The sequence below is a fragment of the Deinococcus humi genome, from assembly GCF_014201875.1.
GTDB classification, from domain to species: Bacteria; Deinococcota; Deinococci; order Deinococcales; family Deinococcaceae; genus Deinococcus; species Deinococcus humi.
In genome coordinates, this window is sequence record NZ_JACHFL010000037.1 from 1 (window position 1) to 16,962 (window position 16,962).

The window sequence follows — 16,962 nt, forward strand, 5'->3', positions numbered from 1 at the left end:
GTGCTGAAGGCGAAGCTTGTGGTCGCCTGGCAGCGGGTCCGGTACATTGACCTGCCTCGCCAACTGATGGATTCCAACTTATGCCGGTATCAATAGTGTATGTAGTCCAAGCCTCGGCAAGCACAGAGAGGGCTTGATTGGAAGTGACAAAGTCCTGCTAATCAGCCTCGGTTAAAAGTCGATCCAGTCCGCTCGTAGCGCAGCATTTTGTATGCAGCCAAGAACCGATCTGCGAGCTCACGCCGCGCATCCGCACTTGCCCAACCTTGAGCTTGCATAAGCTCATCGAATTCAGGGATATCCATATCCGCTCCATGCCCGTACGCAATCTGAACCGCGCTATAAAACCGGTCTTGATCCAGCGGATGCGTGCCACGGTCTCCCCTGTTGGCGGCAGTGGAGAAACGCAGGAAGGCATCCTTCACCTCGGCAGGAATTGTCATGCCCCCAAGATAAAGTGCCTTGGGGGGCGGCATCGCTCAATCTGCGGCCTGCTGTTCAAGCAGTCAAAACCACTCGGGAACCCTTAAACATCTCTCAAATCGTCGTAGTGATCAACGTCGTACCCACAGGCGGCCAGAAGGGCAAACCGTAGGCCTTCGTGGCTGAGATGGCCTGCGCCGACGAGTTTCATGATGAGGGTTTTGGTTTCCTGTGACCATTTGGGGAACTCGCCATTCCATTGCAGCGTGATCTCCATGGTCAGGAGGGCTGTGCGCTTGTTGGCGTCGGAGAAACCATGGTTATTGGCGATCAGGTATCCCAGCGCAGCAACCTTCCAGAAGAATGTGGGGTACAGGTCCTCACCGCCGATACCCCGCGTAGGAGCGGCCAGAGCGCTTTCAACCTGTCCCTGGTCTTTGAACCCTTGAGTGCCGCCGAAGTCTTCTAGGGTCTGATCGTGGAGTAGATAAACAAAATCAAGGGACGGATACCTCCGTCCCCTATGCTTGTAACTATAGCGGGGCACTTAGCTCAGGCCAGTGCCTTCATCGCTTCCGCGTTTTTGCGCAGTAGAGTGGTGATCTGCTTCTTTGCCTGCTTCGCCGTTTGCGGGGCAGCCAATGCAACCGTTTTGGTGTCAATGCGCGGGGTCTTTTTCTGGGTCACGGGGTGCCTCCTCAGCTCTGGCGTTCTAGACAGGATACTAATCCGTTGGGATTCAAAATACTAGTAATTTGGTTACCACTTTCCCCGGTTCTGGCAACTTAATCGCATTAGGCTGATAGTTTGTGCCTGACCGCAAACCCTACCGACACCCTGGGCTTCAAGAAACCGAGACGGGCACAAGAATTTCTAGCCCTGCATGCCCGCATTTCGAACCTTCACCAGCACACCCGAACCACTGTCCCCGCGCTCAATCGAAGAACGCATCAATCGCAGGCCCACCGGGCCTGGCAACATGCCGTTCATGCGGCGCTCTGAATTTCAGACCGCCGCTGGGAAGATTTGGCCTACTCGAGGTTAAGTTGCCAGAACCCGCCTGACGGACACTGGTCAGATTTAGCGGTAGCGGCTGTTCTCAGGGGGAAAGTCACGTCCAAGTCATCTCGGGGGTGGGGATGAACGGGTACAGGCGGGTCTGGGACAACACGCTGAAACAGCAGGTGTACGTTCACTGCCTGGGCCGTGCGCTGGTGCCGGGGGAAGTGCTTCACCATCTGAACGGCGATCAGCACGATCTGCGCCCTGAGAACTTGTTGGCGCTTTCCAGCCAGGCCGCGCACAAGGTGGTGGAGCAGATTGAGCGCAGACGCTTCCGCGGGATGGCTCCCCTGTTTGAACCCGACGAGCTGGGGTTGGGGTCTGTTGATCTAGCGCCGGATTCGAGCGGACGGAGCTGAGTCTTTGTTGTTTGGCGCAGCGTTTGGGCTAGCCCCGTCTCTACTCGTCATCATCCGTTCGCCTGCGCGGTAGGCTGGGCCGGAAGGTCAGCGTGGGATGGGAGGCCAGCACCTGGCGCACCTCGCGTTCAAAGGGCCGTCCAGCCATCTGCGAGCCCGACAGGTGTAGCCAGCCCCGGTTGCGGCTCATGGCGGTGAACAACTGGTTAACTGGTTGCGGACCTGAATGTCTCCCTCGGCCCGGGCGACTTCATCCAGCCCCACCACGTACACCACATCCGCCTCATTGCCCTTGGCACGGTGGATGGTGGTGATGGTCACGGACCCATCCAGCCAGAAGCGGTTGGGGTTCTTTCCGGCAGGCAGGTTCTTGGCATCAGCAGAGGGAATGTAGAAGTCGATTCCAGCAGCTTTAAGTCCTTCTCCAACCTTCAGCATCATGGTGTTCGCGCTGGCCCCAGCTCCCACCGTCACCACCAGGATATGGCGCGACAGGTGCAGTCCCTCATGAACATCGCGGGCGATGTTCAGGGTCAATGCACGGATTTCGTCGGCGCGGGTGTTGTGGTTATCAAACGTGACCAGCGGTTCTGAAGTCAGTGCAGGCAGGGGATGTGGGCTGTTTCTGGCTGGGCGGTGGACACAGGAGGGCGAGTGTGACGCTAGAGATTCGAGATGCGCGCCTGCAGCGAAGAGAACTTTGTGAGTTCGCCGTCGTCGCTTGGAGGCGAACTGAGCACGCTCTTGCTGCCGGGGTGGGCGATGGAACTGCTCGACAAGGGTTTGTGGAGATAGAGGGACTGGCCGTGCTTCACCCCGTGGAGTACACAGAATGCTCGCATGTTCACCCCATTGCTGCGGAGCTTGTCGGTGTAAGGACCAGCAATCGGCGATCGGTGACGATAGGGCTTGGGTCGGTCACGGCGGGTGAGGATCAACCGACCGGGTTCAGGTAAAACAGCTCCTCCAATGCTTGGATAAGCCCCTATCGGCAAAGAAGTCGAGTTCCGCGCGCCCCTCCTGCTTCTCTGCTCTCACTCCCGGCGCGACTGAGGACCTTCCACGCGCCGCCCGCATCCTGATACGCAAGGCGCAGGCCCTCCTCTGTTGCTGTAACGACGCTCAGATCGTCCCTGACCTTGCTCTTAGCATGCTTCGCCAGTTCCTATCGCTAATGTCGCGAATTCCCATATATTTCTCATCATTCAGCGGCAGGAGGAATCCTGAAGTGCATATTTGACAACTTAAAGCGTTATTGGACGCACTCGGCCCCACCGCGCTGTGGAAACGTCCCAGACACCACTTGGGGTGTCCCATGCGGCGGCGGACGGCGGAGGCGGACCCCCAACTACGGGTGGAGGCTGACCTCCAGCACAGGCGGCCAGCACGGCACTCAGCAGGAGACACAGCCCAAGGCCGCGTGCCCATCCTCCGGGCAGAAGCGGTTGGACGGTGCTGGCCGCTCACCAGTTCACCTCCGCCGGGAAGAGCGCCTTGCTGAGTCGCAGGAACAACTCTGAGGAGTGGCTCTTGTCGTCATGGTCCAAGCGACTGACGTTGATCACGATTACGGCGTCTCGCGCTGGCAGGTAGAAGGCCTCGCTGCTGAAACCGAAGATGGAACCGTTGTGACCACAGAAGGGTCCGAAGAGCAGCACCCCCTCGCCGTACTGAATGAAGGATGGGCTCCCCGCTCCAGGCTGTCCTGCGAGGCGCTCCGCCTGCGTGGCGGGCTGCAGCAACGTGCCGGTGCACAGCGCACGCACGTAAGTGTGCAGGTCGTCCAGCGTGGAGACCACCGCGCCCGCCCCGCCCGCCAGCTGCGGGTTGAGCCACGTCATGTCCCGGAAGGTTCCCGTGTCAGGATCCAGGCTGTACCCGTGCAGCAGGCTGGGCAGGAGTGGACCTGTGGCGTAGAAGGTGCGGCGCAACCCCAGAGGCGTCATCACATTCGCCTGCAGATACGCGTCCATATCCTGTCCACTCACGCGCTCCACGATCTGTTCCAGCAGCACGTAATTCGTGTTGGTGTACACAGTCTGTTCATCCGGAGCGGTGAACGACGCCACCTTCGCTGCCGCGAGGCGAACCGCGTCCTGTGCCGTGAAAGGTGCCAGCGGGCGGCGGTAGTACGCGGCCAACACGTCCGCGTCCGCGTATTCCGCGACGCCGCTGCGCATCGTCAGGAGGTCTTTCACTGTGATTCGGCTCGAGTTTGGGAAATCCGGAAACCAGTTCGAAAGCAGGTCACTGGTGCTGAGCTGTCCCTGGTCCGCGAGTTGCAGGATGGCGGTTGCCGTGAAGGTCTTGCTGATGCTGGCGATGCGGAAGGCGTCGCCAACCTGCCGCATGCGGCCCGTCTGCAGGTTGGCAGTGCCAAAAGCGGCCTGGTACTCTCCCTGACCGGGAATCCACACCCCGACGGCCACGCTCGGCAGGTTCTTCTCCCGCATGATGTCCCGGACAATGGAGTCAATCTGCGCCACTGTGGCGGCAGGCAACGGACGGGCAGCGGGCTGGGCAGTGGCAAAGGAAGTCAGAGCCAGGCTGAAGAGGGCCGGGATAAACCAGGCGGGTTGCGTCACAGTCATGTTAGCTCCACCAGAATTCGGCTTGTTTCGATGGCGGTCCAGAGCCTTCGGCAGTGGGGAGTGATCACCGTTCCCTCCGGTGGTTTCAGGCCCGAACGGGACGTCCTTGTTATTTGGGCAACTGAACGCGGGTAAAGCTTGCCCGGCCGTCGTCGGCCAGGTTTCCGAGCACGACCGACTGCGCCCGGCGGTCCGGCCCCACCGTAAAGGTCACGGCCGCCAGCGCCGCAGGCAACTCGGGGTCCGGGAGATAGGTGAACAGATCGCGGTCAAAATGCCGCAAGGGGAAAGCCAGACTTTGTGGACCCTGCCGCAGCACCAGGTGGCCCTTTTCCTCCACCACCTCAATCTCCCCGAAGTAGTCGTTGTGGTACGTGCCGAGATACGCGCTCAGGGGCAACGGAGAGGACGGCTGAGCCGGCGGGGTGGCATACACAGCCCCCGCGGCCCCGAAGCTGTCGTATAACCGCTGGTAGAGCCCGTTCCAGAAGGGGATCCAGTCGCGGCTCAGCCCCCCGTTCAGGGCCAAATCGTAGAAGCTGTTGGCCAGCCCGTCCGGCACGCCGGTGGGAAAGGCGTTGGACAGGATGACGATGCCGAGGTTCTCGGCCGGCAGCAGGCTGACGTAGGTGCGCGCCCCGAGCGAGAAGGCCCCGGCGTGACTCCAGAACAGCCGTCCGTGTTCGTCATGTTCCACATTCCAGCCCAGGCCGTAGAAAGCGCTCAGGCCCGTCGCCGGATTCATCCCCTTGGCGATCTGCGGGAGGTGCGTTTCAGCGAGCGCGTCCGCACCGATCACCTGCTTACCGCCAAGCATTCCGCCGCCGAGCTGAAGGCGCAGCCACTGCGCCAAGTCGCGGGCGGTCGAGCTGACTCCGCCCGCCGGGGATTGGGCGTCAGGCTGGCGGGTGAAGCTGGCCTTCCAGGCCCCCACCTTCCCGACGTGCAGAAGGGCGCGGTTGTCGGCGGTGGCATAGTCCTTGAAGCGCGAACTCGTGGCCGTCATACCCAGCGGTCTGTAGAGCAGTTCGGCGGCCGCGTCCTCCCAGGTTTTCCCGATCGCGCGGGCGGCCGCCACGCCCCCCTCGGTCAGGCCGAAGTTGGAGTAGGCGTAGTTCGCGCGCAGGCTGCTGGCAGGTTCGATGTAGCGAAGGCGGCGCAGAATCTCGTCCCGGCTGTAGCCCACGATGTCAAGGTCGTCACCCGCGTCGCCCGGCAGACCGCTGCGGTGAGAGAAGAGGTCACGCAGGGTGACCTCGCGGGTGGCCCAGGGGTCTTTGAGCTGGAACCCGGGATCGTGCTTGATGGCCGGATCATCCCAGGTGGCCGCGCCACGGCTGACAATGGCGGCCACGACGGTGGAGGCGATGGGCTTGGACATCGAGGCGAGCTGAAAGACGGTGTCGGGGGTGACGGCCCCGGGCCTCCCCGCTTCCCGGACGCCGAAGCCCTTGAGGTAGATGACCTTGTCGTCGTGGACGACGGCGATCGACAGGCCAGGAACTCCTCCCGTGCTCACGGCCTGGGTGGCGAGACGGTCGAGTCCGGAGAGGGCCGCCGCGAGCCGTGTGGGCGTGACCTCTCTGGCCTGGGCGGCCACAGTTGCCGGGGCAGCCAGCAAGAGGCCGAGGAGTGGAACCAGCCAGCGCGGTGCATGAGGACGTTGAGCCTTTCCATTCATTTGCGTCTCCTTTGACCCCTGCAAGGGGAGCCTCACCCCACTGCCCCGATCGCTTGCCCCACCCGGACCCTTCACCTTGCCACTGGAGTCGGTGGAGGATCGTCCGGTGCGAGCAGCGTGCCGATAGCGGTGTAGAGGGCTGTGCTCGCCCGTTCAGAACGGTTATTGCCCTTCTCGTCGAAAGCCTTCTCGCCGAAGGTCGTGATGATAGCGATTGCAATCTTCTTCGAGGGGAGGGAGGCCATGATCGATCCGTAGCCTGCGAACAGAGGATTCTGGAGAACCCAGGAGCCGCTGCGGACGACGCCGAGCCCGTAGCTATAAGTCTGGTCGAGGGTGTGGCAGGCCGGGCACCCTGGCAGCGGTGAGCCGAAGCCCAGCAGACTCGGGGAAATTTGCGCCTTGTGGGATGCAGGCGACAGCAGCGCCCCTGTGGTCACCGCCTCGGCGGTCGCCGCCATGTCATAGATGTTCGTGGTCTGAACCGCACCTTGCGCGAGCGTCCACGAAGGATTCCAGTATGTGGACTCCTCGTAGAAACGAGCCGACGGCGCGACCCTGAGGGCTTCGCGGCGCTCGGAGCTGTAGGCGTGGAGGACGGGCTCGCGGATCGCCGCTGTGCTCACGCTGTCGGTGTTCTTCAGCCCCAACGGCCCGAAGATGTTCTCCCGCATCAGGGTCGCCAGAGGCTTCCCCGTGACCTTTTCCAGCACCTGCCCGAGGATCACGTAGTTCGTGTGTGAGTAGTCCCAGTTGGTTCCGGGCGCGAAGACCCGGGGCGTGGACAGGCCGATGGCAATGAGGTCCTGCGGCGTGAAGGGGCGGAAGGGGTCGGCGTACAGCAGGCTCGCCAGGCGCTCGTTCTGCACGTAGTCGGGATAGCCGGCCGTCATATTGGTGAGCATCCGCAAAGTGACCTGGCTGGCGTCGGGGAGGTCGGGGAGCCAGTTCGAAAGGGGGTCGTCGAGGCCCACCCGCCCCTGATCCACGAGTTGCAGGAGCAACGTGGACATATAGGCGATGGCGACGGCGCCATTTCGGAAGTGCATGTTAGTTGTCGCGGGAACGCCAGTCATCGACTCGCCCAGGGCGGCCGTGACCAGTTCGCGCCCGTCCACGGTCACCCGAAGGATGACGGCCCGGAGGTCGGACCTGACCATCGCCTCCCGCGCCAGCGCCACGATGGCAGCGGCCTGGGTCTTGGCACCTGAGGCTGGCTGGGTCGGTTGTGCGGCGGGCGCACAGGCGGTGGCGAGGAGGGCGAGGGCGGAGAGTATGACCAGTCGGGCCGATCTTCTCTGCTGTGGTCTACGCATGTGCACCCCTTCCTCAGGCCCTTAGTCCGTGTGTGACTGGACGTTCTGCATCGCCCAGCCGTTCCTGCCCATATAGCAATCCGTCATGCTGATTCACAGTCTGCCGTCAGCGTCGTCGAACAGGTACCTGGCGAGTGACTCCGGTGGCTCTTTAGTGATCAGCAGTGACGCCCAGCACCTTGTCGAGCCAGTCAAACGTCCGCTGGTGGTACAGCGCGCGTGCCCCGTCCTCGACGTGCTCCCCAGCGCCCTCCGCAGCGGTGAACTCGATGTACTCCTTGGGAACCTTCAACGCGTCGTAGAGTTGCCGGGCGAAGGCGGAGATCGGGTCGTTCTCGGCCCGGGTCACCAGAGTTGGACAGGTGATCCGCTCCGCGCGGCCGATGAGGTTGTACTCGGCGGTGGCACGCACGTAGTCGAACGGAGTGGCGAGCCCATGGACCCACATCACGCGGCGTAGGCTCCAGGCCTGTGTCGGATCACGCATCAGCCGGTCAAAGATGGGCTGGAGAACCGCGGGATTGACGTCAGGCAGCCGGTCGAGTGTCTGCTGCGGCAGGGGCAACGCCCGCTTGAGGGCCGCCAACAGGTCGTATTGTCCGGTGTCGGCAATGCAGGCGGCCAGCCGGTGCTCACCCGACGCGGCTCGCGGCGCGAGGTAGCCTCCAAAACTCAGGCCCGCGAGGGCGATGCGTTTCGGGTCGATGTCGCGCCGCGTCAGAGCGTAATCCACCACGGGGCGGACGACGTTCTCCCAGTCGGGCCGCATGGAGAGCCCCTGCTTGACAAGCGCCGCGCCCTGGCCTGGCCCATCGAAGCTCAGGCAATTGTACCCACGCTTGAGTGCCGCGGCAGCGTTCCAGAAGTACAACTCCTCCAGCGTGCCGTCATAGCCACCCGTGGCAATGACCGTCGGCCGCGACTGGCCGGAATCGTCAACCTTGTAGAAATACCCTGGTAACGTCGTGCCCTCAAAGGGGATGGCGACCCGCTCGACCGCCGGCGAGAAGAGCGCTGCCGCCTGGCGGAAGGTCTCGGTCTGCCGATCGAATGCGGCCATGAAGCGCGAATCGACGGGCTTGCGGTACAACACGATGGAGGCCGTGCGGTAGTAATTCGAAGCGCGCAAGTACGCCTCGCGGGCGCTCACCCTGCGGCCAGCGGCAAGACTGGCGTCCGCCGCCGCTTGCACGCGTTTGGCGGTGTTCCACCATTCATGGTACCAACTGTCAAAATTGCCCTCGCGGATTCTGCGGGCAGTACTCAAGCACTCGCCGATGTCTGCGCCGCCGTAGTAAACATGAGCGAGCGAGCGCAGCAACTGGGCGTCGAAGAGGGGGTTGTCGAAGTACACCTTTAGGCCGGAGGCGCCCCTGCGCTCGGGCGCCCCAGATGATGACCCCACTGGCCCACCCCCACCCATAGCCGCAGCCTGCGAGCCGCCGACGTAGGCAGCCAGGCCGCTCAGAACGCTGACCTGTCCCCCGCGCTTCAGGAGTTCCCGCCTGTTGAATCTGGTCGTCTCGGTCTCTCCCATCTTGACCTCCCTTCGGTGGCGCATCGGAACGGGTTTGCCCAACAGTGAATGAGAAAGGGAGCGGTCCAGCGTGCGGGCGCTGACAGCCTCGGCGCATTCATCGAGCCCGCCAGACTGGAGGTCCGAATGGACCCGGATCTTCCCCTCAGGAACGCTGGATCGGGGTGCGGCGCACCACGTCAGGCGCCTTGGACGTTCTCAGATGGGCTCGCCGATCTGCTGGCTGTTAGGAATACCCCAGCCATTCCTGCCCAGGAAGACGTCCAGCCTGCTGATCCCCAGCTTGCCGAACAGCCGATCGGCGAGCTCTGCTCCCGGCCCCTTCCCCGCCCTGAGATACGCCCAGTCGTGGAACCACCCCGAGTCCACATTGCCGTAGCAGTCCATGTAGGTGCCGGGCGCTGTGAGGAAGAAGTCCAGGGGACCGTTGCGGTAGATCTTGAACCACGTGTCGGTGTAGGTGTAGTACTCACCCTTGCGCAGCCAGCCGGTGCCTGTGTACTCCCAACCCGTCCGCGCAATCTGTTGCCACACGAAAATCTCGAACTGTCGGTCAGACTCGGCACGAATCTCTGCGGTGGTGCCGTCGCTGGTGCCGGGCCATTGCAACGTTTGGTTGTCGATTCGGCTGCCGAAGGCCTCCAGCCTTCCCCAGTCTCTGATGATCTCGTAGTGCGCCCGCTCTACCTCGGTGATAAGTTCGTTGAAGCTTTCTCTGATGTGATCCGCCACTTCCACCAGGGTCGAGCGAACCGGATCCTCGGCCTCGGGCCGGGCTGCCTCGTAAAGTGAATAAATGCCTTCGATCAGGCCAGCGACGAGATGCTTTCCTGCCACCGCCAATCCGGTGGTGATGCCAAAGAGCAGGATTTTGACAATGAGTTCGATTTCCGAGCCGTCGTCCACTTCCGGAGCCAGCCCTCTGACCGCATTGAGGATGTTCACATGGTTGAGTGTCGTATCGGTGAGGAGCGTCCGGAGGTGCCCGCCGTCTCCGAACCAGTCCTTGACGTAGTCGCGGTACGACAGGATGTTTTTGAGGTGTGTGATGACGTTCTTATACGCGTCCGTGCGTAGCTTTTCCGCAGGAACCTGCGCCAGCGCGTCATTCAATTTGTCCACAGTAAGGTTGTTCAGCGGGTCGTTCGGGCGCCTTCCGCCAAGCTTGCCGAGAATGTCGATGTAAGCTTGCCATTCGGCCTGCTTGGCCGGGTCATTCCGCCACACGTCCTCCGGCCAGGGTTGGCTGAGGGCATCCCCATGGATGATGCTCTTGAGCATTTGTTGCAACTCGCTGGGAGGGGTGTAGGTCGTCTGCTCCCAGTTGCGCTTCGGCTGAAAATCCCAGTTGGTCTGCGGCTCGAGAACCACCCTGCCCTCGCTGTCCGTTGCGAGGAAGTGGCTCACCCTGCCGTTGCTGTCCAGGGCCCCAACGATCTGGCTCCCTGCCAGCGGCATGGACCACGCGAGCTCCGCCGTCGGGGAGAGCTGCAATTGCGGCGAGCCTTCAGGAAGCCTCGTGTAAGCCAGGAACAGCCCGCTGCCCCGGTGCTGCAGGAGATAGCGCCCGCTGACATTCTCTCCCAGACCCGCGCTAAGGAAGGTGTCCCACTGATCTGCGGCGTCCGCCGCGGCCACCAAGGTCAGCTTCCCGTCCCTGACCGCCAGGAAACGGCCCGTGGCCTGATGCCGGTAGAGCCACGTCCCGGGTCTCAGGTCCCCGATCACGAATTTGCCGTCGTACTTGAAGATGACGCCACTGTCCGCCTGAGCCCTCAGCGCTGGGAGTGGAGAGGCGGCCGGCTTGGCAGCTCTCAGAAGCTGCTCGCTCAGGCTGGCGAGCTCCAGAATTTCCATGGAGCTCCTGAGCCCGATCCACTGCTCGACCCACTCCTGTACCCGTTCCCTTGTGGGGGCGCGCACCACCAGCACCTGGCGGTTGCGGTCACTGGTCAGGACGTTGTAGGACACGACCGTCACACCGCTCGGAAGCTGGCCAAACACCGGCCTGAGCCCCGCTTCTCCCGCCAGCCGCTCGAAGACAAGGAAGGTAGGCGTGCCGGGCGCGGCCTCCGTGATTGCGGGGAGCGTCACGGGCTCGACGGCGTCACTCATCACCTCCAGGATGCCGGGCCACTGGCTCGCCCACGCCTGCACGGCCTCGGCCGTCTCGCCCCGCGCAAAGACGACGATATCCAAACCATGACCCAGGAAGGTTGCGCCGGGCTTTCCGTACACGATGGGCTTGTCCAGCGTCCAGTACTCGCCCTGGAGATCCACCTGGCTGCGGTTGGCCGGGTTGATGTAGTCAGCAATGGCCCGTAGCCGGTCCCGGTCGCGTCCGCTCAGGTTCCTGACCCTCGCGCGCAGCATGACCAGATTCGTGCGGACGGGAATCTGTGGCGTGGGGGCGGGCGTGGGCGCCACATCACAGGCCGCCAGGGTGGCGACGGCCGCCGTGCCGCCCATCAGTTGCAGGGCTTGCCTGCGGTGGAGCCGCGCTTGGAAAAACTGCTCAAGACTGGTTTTGACGCTGCCGTCTGCTGCCTCGCTCATCCTGATCCTCCTGGCACGTGGTGTCCGCGTCTGGGCCACCGGGTCGTTACTGGGTCTTTACCGGCAGTCCCTGGCGTTGCTCTCCACCCGCATGAAGACGCCGTCATCCTCGGTAAGGAGGCTCACCACCTTCCCGTTGGCGTCGAACGCGAAGATTGCTGTGCCGGGCAACGAGTTGGGGCGGGGCCAGCCGAGGGCGAACGCGTCGTGCCCCTCGTGCTGTAGGTTCCCCTGGTAGCACGCTGGTCCCGCCTTTACGGCGAGCCCCGAACCTTCGCGGACTACGGCCAAACGCCCGTAGAGTTCGTTCTCGTACACGCCGACGTAGGCGTCGGGCGACCGGGTGAAGGGCGCAGGCGTCGTTGGTGGGGCGTTGACGGCGGCGAGGAGCTGGGCCAGCGCGGCGCGCTGCTGCCTGAACTCGGCTCCCAGGTCGCGTCCCGCCGGCCCGAGGTAGCTCTCCAGCACCCATGCCCGGATCACCTCGGGGAGCAGGGTGAGATTGAGATTGGCGAGGACTACCACGCCCAGGTGCTCGGAGGGCACCAGTGTCACCACCGAGCGCACCCCAGCGAGTGCGCCACCTTTCTCAATGACCTTGCGTCCATTGTAGGCGTAGCTCGCCCACCCCAGGGTGTAATCAAAGCCAGTGTTCTCGTTGATGGGCGGTGATTCAGAGAAGGTGATCTCGGACACCATAGTGGGCTGGAAGAGCTCCTTGACCGTCTCGGGCCGCAGCACCTGCTTTCCCCCCAGGCTCCCGCCTGCCAGCAGCATCCGTATCCAGGTGGCCATGTCATTGGCTGAGGAACTCATGGCGCCCGCCGGACCGAAGGCGCCGTCCCCCTCCCGAGTGGTCATCGGCACCGGGCCAGCCGGGCGGCTGAGATGCGGGGTGGCAGCATTCGGATCACTCTTGAGCTCTGCGGCAACCACACGCGTTCGCGTCATGCCCAGCGGATCAAGCAGTCTGGAGCGAACCACCGCTTCCCAGCTCGAGCCTGCCACCTGCCCTGCCAGGGTTCCGGCGAGGGTGAAGCCCAGGTTGGAGTACCCAGCACGCTCTCGGAAACTGCCTGCAGGCTCGATGAGGCGCAACCGGCGTACCACCTCGGCCCGGGTGTAGCCGAGTTCGTTGAGGAGGTCACCTCCGAAGGCTGGGAGCCCGCTGCGATGGGCGAGCAGGTCCCGGGCGCTGGTGTGCAGGGTAGCGTAGGGGTCATGCATGGCGAAGCCCGGCAAATAATTGAGAATGGGGTCGTCCCAGCCGAGCTTACCCTCGTCCACCAGGGTGCCGAGCGCGGCCGCCGTGAAGGTTTTGGTCACCGAGGCGAGCTGGAAGGCCGTGTTAGCGTCCACCGCGGCGGGCTGGCCCTGGGTGCGCACCCCGTAGCCTTGAATGAAAACGATCTTGTCGTCCTTGACCACGGCCACAGCGACGCCGGGCACGTTCCACTCACGCCGGGTCTGCTCGATGAAGGGGCCGAAGTTCTGGAGCGGTGCCTGAGCGAGGGCGGGGGTGGACAGCAGGAGGATGGCGCCCAGCACAGGGAGGGGCAGACGCGCAGGACCAAGAATGCTCTTCATAAGACCTCGTTGGGGGTACGAGCATCGCTGTAAACGACGAGTAACAATGCGGTCAGCGCTGGGTGCATCTACGGATGAGGTCATGTGGACGAGGCAAGTGTGCCCTGTCGATCGTGACACCTCCGTGACACCTCACCGTTCAAAACAGTGCCCTGTCACGGTCTGGAGCATGGGTTGCGCTGGGCAAGCCAAGAGGCGAAAGTTGACTGATGGGCGCGCCGTGTGCGGATCACAGGCGAGTGCGCGGTCACGCACCGCTATTGCCTTGAAAGCACATCAGTCTGCATCTGGTTTTCACAGTTTTCCTGACCACGGTGGGACAGCCTTTGACCCGTTCACATTCAGGCATACCGCTCTGCAGATCGAGAGAACCCAAGACTGGTGAGCCCTTCGGTGACCATGCCTTGGAGCTGTTCAGGTCCCCCCTGCTCCGCAGCAGGCTCAGCTGGGCAAGGCCCGGGCCGCAGCTTTTCATTCAGGCGGCCTGCGAGCACCTTCAGCCGGTGGTAAGTGCTCGGGTGGCTCAGGACAAATTCCAACACGGGCGAGGCTGCGCCAGGCCACCCCCGCAAAACCCGTGCCTCGGCCAGGTACGTCAATCCTTCCAAAACTTGAGGGATCTCCTGGATCGACCAGGCCAGGTGCAGGCCTCGTGCCAGGAAGTCCCGCGCGGCTTGGTCCCGCCCCATGGCGGCAGTGGCGCGGCCCAGGACGTTGAGGGCAGCGGACTGTGTCATTGCGTCCCTTTCGGCTTCTGCCAACGCGAGGGTCTGCTTGCCCAGATGCTGGGCCTCCTCAAAGGCGCCCTGTTCGCAGGCCACGGTGGCAAGGTTCCGAAGCAGGCTGGAGATATTGCTCTCAGGCGCTTGCTTCTGGGCGAGCGCCAGGCCTTGTTCAAGAGACGCTCTGGCTTCCTCGAGCCGGCCAGCTGTCAGAAACAGGTAGCCTCGCGCCAGCTGCAGCACAATAGTTGCGTGCGGCTGGCTGAGTAGAGGGCCAAGGCCTTCCAGCTGATCGAGGCTCTGCCCGGCCTCCTTCAGACGGCCAAGAGCCGTTTGAAGCTGGGCGAGGTGACAGAGGTTGGCCGCCCGCCCGTAGTTAGACTCATCACCGTTTTTTTCTCCAAGGGCCAGTGAGGTCTCCTGGTGCCGCATGGCCGCGTGGAAATCTCCCCGAAGCCGCGCGAGAGCGCCCAGGAAATTTTCACCCCGCTGGGCGGCTGCGCTGTTCGGCAGGATGAGTGTCATGGCGCGCTCGCCCATTACGCGCGCTGCCTCGAAGGCTCCCAATCGCACATGGAACCACGCCTGCCGGAGCAGCATCTCCCCAAGGACGGGACTATACGCAGGCTCGGGGTCTGTGATCGCCCCCGTCGCCTGAGCGTAGAATGCCAGACCTTCCTGGTACCGCCCTTTCCGGTCGAAATAATGCATCATGGTCGATGACGCTGGTTGCAGACAATCAAGGCGGGTTTGCTCGATGCCCCAGCTCCAGGCGAGCAGGATATTCCCGGATTCCTCATCCAGCGCTGAGCGCGCTGCCTCGCCGCCGGGACCTTCGAGATTCTGACTCCACTCAGCCATACGCGTGAGGTAGTACAGCCCATGGCGCTCCTGAACGACGCGCAACTCCAGCGGATCTTGCGCCAGCAACTCCTGAGCGTACTGGAAGAGCAGCGCGTGGCGATCGTAACGTCCACGCGGTGAGAGTCGGAGCAACGATTTGTCCACCAGGGCTGCAAGCACAGGGAGGGGAACTCCGGCGACCCAGCGGGCCGCTTCCAAGCGGAAACCTCCTCGGAACACTGCAAGTTGACGAAACGCCTTTTGCTCGTCGGGGGTCAGCTGCCGCCACGAAGACTCGAACACCGCCCGCAGGCTGCGGTGCCGCCCGGTTCCTGTGCGCTCCGCCGAACTCAGGAAGTCTAGGTTCGTGCCGATCTCACGTGCGATGTCTTCCAGTGTCAGCACACGGGCCCAAACGGCAGCGAGTTCCAGACCAAGCGGGGAGCCATCGACGAGTTGGCAGATCGCAAGCACATGCGGCAGGTCTGCATCCCCCACGGCAAAGTCCGGCCGGACGCGCCCTGCCCGCTCCACGAAGAGCTGCACGGCGTCGAAGTGGCGGCTGTGCGTTGGCCCGAAGTCAGCAGTTGCAGGGTAGTCCAACCCACCGATGGGCAGCAGCCACTCGCCCGCGACGCCAAGCCGTTCGCGTGACGTCACGACGAGTCGGAGGTCCGGGCAGCGACGAAGCAGTTCGGGCAAGATGACCACGTTGTCAAGCAGATGCTCGAAATTGTCGAGTACCAGGAGCCGCCGGGAGCTAAGGTGACGGATCAGGGTTTCCAGCGCGCTCTCCCGACTGGACTGGGCAAGACCGAGGTGGTCACTCAGACCCAGGACAACGTCGGTGCCTGATGCCAGAGTCTCAAGCGGTACAAACAGGGCGCCCCCAGGATCTTGCAATTCGTGCGCACGCACGGCTTCCAGGGCCAGGCGGGTCTTTCCAATGCCGCCCGGACCGCTGAGGGTGAGGAGCCGACATTCTGAACGGGACAGGAGCCGCTGGATCTCAGCGAGTTCGAGGTCGCGCCCAATAAACGAGGTCAAAGCAGTTGACAGAGAATGCCTGGGGCCAGAGGAACCCGTCCCGAAGTTGACCCACTCGGCTCCGGAGTTGGCTGCCGACTGCTGGAGGACTCGGCCGAGGTGTTCGAGTTCAGCTGTAAGCCCCAAGCCGAAATCCGTACGGAGCCGCTCCACAAACGAGTGATAGGCCTTGCGGGCCCCTGCGTGATCCCCGGCCTGACGCTGGACCTGCAAGAGCATGCGCAGGGCCATCTCATCAGGTTCGCTGTCTGCCAGCAGGTCTTGGAGCACGGCAGCGGCCTCCAGGGGCGCGCCGCTCCCCTCCAGTTCTCCAGCCCGGCGCAGGAGTACGGTGTGCCGGAGACCTCGGAGTCGCTCGCGCTCAAGGGTCAGCCAATCCGCAAACTCGCCCGGTTCGTCGCCGTCCAGATGATCCATCAACGGACCCTTGTAGTGGCTGAGGGCTTCCTGCCAAGCTTTTGCTTCAGCCGCCCTGGTGAACGCTTCCACATCGGTCAGCACCTTCCAGCGTACCCGCTGGCGCTCAACCTCCAGGTCAGAGGCAACAGCTTGTGTGCGCGCCCGAAGCAGAAGCTGACGAAGATTGCTTCGGGCCGTATGGGGATTGCTGTCTGGCCAAAACAGGTCGGCAAGTCGCTCACGGTCTACCCAGTCGCCTTGGTAAGCCAGGTAAGCCAGCAATTGATATCGCTTGTTTGGCAGAAAAGCCGTTACTTGGCTGTTCGATTCAGCTCGTGCCCAGCCCAGCAGAGATACAGAAGTCGTCATGCCCTGTCTCCGGCCTCCCTCAAGACCCTCGCTCGGTGTTTCATACCACTGTAGCGTGTCTGGCCGCCCGGATGGGTTCTGGCAACTTGACCGGCTCAAGGCCACGGAGGACCAGCAGGCGGCTTGAGATTCGAGCCGTCTGCTGCATGGTCACGCGCTAGAGGAGAAGCGCAGTGGCTTGCCTGCCCTGGTGAACCGTGTCATCCGGCCACTCGTCTACATGGTGGATCTGGAGAACCTCGCCGCTCAGGACTACGAGGACTTTGACACGGTTGTGGCAAGTTGTTGGCTATCAGAAAGCAGAGGGAAGTCAGGTACGTAAGCGGCCTGAACTTCAGGCCGCCTGTTCCACGACCTGCTGCCAGGTCTTGAAGGCTTTTTCCTGGTGAAAACGGCGCTGGGGAGCAGGGACGGTGGAGCGAGCAGGGTGGTGAAGGTTCGTGATTCGAGCGTGCAGGTTGAGAAAACCT

13 protein-coding genes and 1 pseudogene are annotated in these 16,962 nt (G+C 63.0%); 2 read left to right on the top strand and 12 right to left on the bottom strand.

The genetic code is table 11. The features are described from left to right. Positions 1–161 precede the first annotated feature (161 nt). The 3 genes from HNQ08_RS26250 to HNQ08_RS28040 form a co-directional block, all read right to left on the bottom strand. A complete protein-coding gene (locus tag HNQ08_RS26250) occupies positions 162–443 on the bottom strand; it encodes a hypothetical protein (protein WP_184138285.1) in 282 nt (93 codons plus the stop codon). Positions 444–526: 83 nt separating this feature from the next. After that, positions 527–970, bottom strand: a complete 444-nt coding sequence (locus tag HNQ08_RS26255; protein ID WP_184138287.1) for a type II toxin-antitoxin system death-on-curing family toxin — start codon at positions 968–970, stop codon at positions 527–529. A 5-nt stretch (positions 971–975) separates the two neighbouring features. Further along, entirely contained in the window at positions 976–1,110 is a 135-nt protein-coding gene (locus tag HNQ08_RS28040; RefSeq protein WP_268240042.1) for a hypothetical protein, read from the bottom strand. 150 nt (positions 1,111–1,260) lie between these two features. On the opposite strand from HNQ08_RS28040, the pseudogene HNQ08_RS26260 reads away from it, so the two are divergent. Further along, positions 1,261–1,425, top strand: a pseudogene (locus HNQ08_RS26260) (IS6 family transposase); the annotation flags it as partial. Positions 1,426–1,562: 137 nt separating this feature from the next. Next, positions 1,563–1,844 carry an HNH endonuclease gene (locus HNQ08_RS26265; protein ID WP_221284546.1) on the top strand — a complete coding sequence of 94 codons (282 nt, stop codon included), beginning with the start codon at positions 1,563–1,565 and terminating at the stop codon, positions 1,842–1,844. 40 nt (positions 1,845–1,884) lie between these two features. On the opposite strand, the gene HNQ08_RS26270 is transcribed toward HNQ08_RS26265, so the two are convergent. From HNQ08_RS26270 to HNQ08_RS26310, 9 genes are all read right to left on the bottom strand, one after another. Next, complete coding sequence (locus tag HNQ08_RS26270; protein WP_184138291.1) at positions 1,885–2,034, bottom strand: hypothetical protein; 150 nt, start codon at positions 2,032–2,034, stop codon at positions 1,885–1,887. Beyond that, positions 2,031–2,381, bottom strand: coding sequence for an ATP-binding domain-containing protein (locus HNQ08_RS26275; protein ID WP_184138293.1), 351 nt, complete (start codon positions 2,379–2,381; stop codon positions 2,031–2,033). The genes HNQ08_RS26270 and HNQ08_RS26275 overlap by 4 nt, the downstream gene beginning before the upstream one ends. A 926-nt stretch (positions 2,382–3,307) precedes the next feature. Next, entirely contained in the window at positions 3,308–4,435 is a 1,128-nt protein-coding gene (locus tag HNQ08_RS26280) for a serine hydrolase domain-containing protein (RefSeq protein WP_184138294.1), read from the bottom strand. Positions 4,436–4,544: 109 nt separating this feature from the next. Continuing rightward, entirely contained in the window at positions 4,545–6,116 is a 1,572-nt protein-coding gene (locus tag HNQ08_RS26285; RefSeq protein WP_184138296.1) for a serine hydrolase, read from the bottom strand. A gap of 71 nt (positions 6,117–6,187) precedes the next feature. Continuing rightward, positions 6,188–7,432: a serine hydrolase domain-containing protein gene (locus HNQ08_RS26290; protein ID WP_184138298.1), complete on the bottom strand. Its 1,245-nt coding sequence runs from the start codon at positions 7,430–7,432 to the stop codon at positions 6,188–6,190. 151 nt (positions 7,433–7,583) lie between these two features. Continuing rightward, positions 7,584–8,969, bottom strand: coding sequence for an alpha/beta hydrolase family protein (locus HNQ08_RS26295; RefSeq protein ID WP_221284549.1), 1,386 nt, complete (start codon positions 8,967–8,969; stop codon positions 7,584–7,586). Positions 8,970–9,167: 198 nt separating this feature from the next. Beyond that, the gene (locus HNQ08_RS26300; protein ID WP_184138300.1) at positions 9,168–11,525 is read right to left on the bottom strand and encodes a hypothetical protein; all 2,358 of its coding nucleotides are present in this window, start codon (positions 11,523–11,525) and stop codon (positions 9,168–9,170) included. 57 nt (positions 11,526–11,582) lie between these two features. Further along, positions 11,583–13,112: a serine hydrolase gene (locus tag HNQ08_RS26305; protein ID WP_184138302.1), complete on the bottom strand. Its 1,530-nt coding sequence runs from the start codon at positions 13,110–13,112 to the stop codon at positions 11,583–11,585. 341 nt (positions 13,113–13,453) lie between these two features. Further along, positions 13,454–16,492, bottom strand: a complete 3,039-nt coding sequence (locus tag HNQ08_RS26310) for an ATP-binding protein (RefSeq protein ID WP_184138304.1) — start codon at positions 16,490–16,492, stop codon at positions 13,454–13,456. Between the last annotated feature and the right edge of the window lie 470 nt (positions 16,493–16,962).